This window comes from Bacillus sp. 7884-1, from assembly GCF_002272245.1.
In the GTDB taxonomy this organism is placed as follows: domain Bacteria; phylum Bacillota; class Bacilli; order Bacillales; family Cytobacillaceae; genus Neobacillus.
Genome location: NZ_NPDD01000316.1, coordinates 1 through 2,676, shown reverse-complemented (window position 1 = coordinate 2,676; position 2,676 = coordinate 1). Strand labels below are relative to the sequence as shown.

General features: G+C 34.9%; 3 protein-coding genes. All 3 read left to right on the top strand.

Features of this window, described 5'->3' with window-relative positions; translation table 11 throughout:
- The first annotated feature begins 285 nt into the window (after positions 1-285).
- Genes CHI06_RS28865 through CHI06_RS28855 form a run of 3 tightly spaced genes read left to right on the top strand, consistent with a single transcriptional unit; the run spans position 286 to position 2,603 of the window.
- Positions 286-837, top strand: a complete 552-nt coding sequence (locus CHI06_RS28865; RefSeq protein ID WP_095252061.1) for a sigma-70 family RNA polymerase sigma factor — start codon at positions 286-288, stop codon at positions 835-837.
- Positions 838-840: 3 nt separating this feature from the next.
- Positions 841-1,275 carry a PadR family transcriptional regulator gene (locus CHI06_RS28860; RefSeq protein WP_063255096.1) on the top strand — a complete coding sequence of 145 codons (435 nt, stop codon included), beginning with the start codon at positions 841-843 and terminating at the stop codon, positions 1,273-1,275.
- On the top strand, positions 1,272-2,603 hold the full coding sequence (locus tag CHI06_RS28855; RefSeq protein WP_095252060.1) for an FtsW/RodA/SpoVE family cell cycle protein: 1,332 nt from the start codon (positions 1,272-1,274) through the stop codon (positions 2,601-2,603). Before CHI06_RS28860 ends, CHI06_RS28855 begins: the two co-directional genes overlap by 4 nt.
- The last annotated feature ends 73 nt before the right edge of the window (positions 2,604-2,676 follow it).

Here is a 2,676-nt window from a genome sequence, read left to right as displayed (position 1 = left end):
TTAAAAAAGGGGTAGCGTCAGGAAAACGCAGATTTACGCCGATAAGTAATTCTGAATTTAGGAGCTGTTGTACTTGCAGTTCCTTCTGAGAAGTAAGGTATTATTAATCGAATAAGTAGTATTATAAGCCATCTAACCTACATACAACATTCTGGAACAATCCGATAAGAGGTTGGTCCTTTTTCCATTTATACCTTAGATTATAGAAGGTCATAAAAATCCAATATTTTTTCAAACCAAATGAAGGTTAGCTACGTCTATTTTATGTGAGAGGGTGATAACAAGATGAATGGACTAAAACAACTGGCGGTGACAGATGAAAGTATGTTGCTTGAGAGAGAGGAAATAATTGATCAATTAATGCAAGAATATAGCGATGATATCCTTCATCTCGTATATACATATGTTAAAAATCGAACGACAGCAGAAGATTTAACGCAGGAGATATTTTTAAAATGTTATGAAAAGTTAAATCAGTTTAATCAGCAGGCAACACTAAAAACATGGGTATATCGTATTGCTAGTAATCATTGTAAGGACTACTTAAGAAGCTGGCATTATCGCAAAATAACGCTTAGCGATAAAATTTTGGATTATATACCTTCGAAATCAAAACAGGTTGAAGAAGAGATTATCGCGAATAGTGAAGAAAACATCTTAACAAATGCTGTCATGAATTTACCTCTAAAGTACAGAGAAGTAGTATTTCTGCATTATTATGAAGAACTATCTTTAGCCGAAATAAGTAAGATTACGACAGTAAATATAAATACAATAAAAACTAGATTAAAGCGTGCAAAAGAATTATTAAAAGACAAGATGATCGAGGAGGTTTAGGAGATGAATGATCCATTTACTAACCTGAAGAGTTCGATGAAAAAATCAATTTTCAAGGATTTTTCTTTTTCCAATGAAAGAAAAAATGCGGTGAAAGAATCCATTCGTATGAGACAATCTCAATCACAATTTCATTCTTGGAAGATAGAAACCATCATAGCTATATTAGAATCGGTTCAGCATGAATCAAAGGATGGCTACAATATTTCTACCCAACTTTTTCAAAAAAATGAACGTACTTTCCAAAAAAATGAAGGGCAGCTTTATTCACTTCTACATCTACTAGAAAATAAAGAAATTCTTACTTCAAAATGGATAAACAAAAAGAAATATTACTCCTTAAATTCCAAAGGGGAAAAATACTTAGCTACCTATAAACAAGATAAATCAAAACAAGAGTTATCCCTTAAACACTTACTAGAGGAGGCGTCCTTATGAGTTCTCCCAAATTTGAAGAATTTTTAAGTAAAGTAACGTCCAAAGTGAAATCTAAGGAAGCCCACAACATGATAAAAAAAGAGCTTATTCATCATCTGCAAGAGTTAAGTCAATCTTACAAAAAGAGAGGGTTTTCTAAAGAGGATGCAGAGGAAAAGGCGATTCAAGAAATGGGAAATCCATTTACCATTGGGGAGAGATTAAATCCCCTACATAAGCCGAAAATGGATTGGGTTCTAATTGTTTTATTTGTTCTTTTTGCTGGTATTAGTTTTCTCCCGTTAGTTGATGGGATTCCTGAATTTTCCCTATCAGGTACCTATTTTATGGGGAGACAGGCAATTTGGTACACCCTGGCTATTCTTGTAATCATTGGATTCCTTTTCTTTGATTACCAAAAATTAAAGAACGGATGGATATACTTTTATGCGATAGGCCTATTGATCCATATATATCTTCATCTTTTTGGAATTATGACCAACGGAGCAAAGAAGTGGGTTTCCCTCCCAGGCCTGACGGTCGATGGAACCATGATGAGCTTATTTTTCTTTTTTCTTGCTTGGGCTGGTATTTTTAACAAAATAAATGAGTTTCGTAGTTGGAAAAAACAAGGTTTACTTTTTGTTTTATTTTGGATTCCCATCTCGCTCTACATGATGGTGCCAGACTTTATGGTTAGTATTATTTACTTCTTCTGCATACTTGGGATGTTTGCTTTCGCTCGAATCCATAAGAAATTAGCTGTAAATCTGACCCTAACAAATCTATTGGCTGGTATTATTTTCATTATTATGTTCTACATGACCTCACGTCAAAGTTATTTGTTAACTAGATTATCTGCTTTTATAAACCCTACTGCCGATTCAAATGGAGCAGGATATATGTATAAGGCGGTTAGGAATGTCCTTTCAGAAGCGGGATGGTTCGGTAACGGACTTTCCAACGAGTTGAATTTTCAATTGTTACCAGAAGCACATACAGATTTTGCTTTTCCCTTCCTCGTCTATTCTCTTGGTTGGGCTTTCGGATTCGTTCTATGTTTGATCCTACTGATATTTATTTCAAGGATCTCAAAAAATGCGTTTAAAACAAAGGACCTCTATGGGAGATTGATCGTAATAGGTGGTGCTACATTGTTTGCGGTTCCTACTACCTGGAACATCTTGATGAGCTTTGGAGTCGTGCCTATAATGGGGGTTTCTCTGCCTTTTATTAGTTATGGAGGCAGTGCGATACTCTTTTACGCTGCTGTTTTAGGACTCATTTTAAATGTTTATCGAAGAAAAGATCTTGTAGAACCCACGATTGCAGATGAAATTAAAAGTTAAAGTCGAACATGTAATTGCTGATAAAAAGGGCGACAGCTAAAGTAATAGTTGTCGCCCTTCCCTTATTGAACTA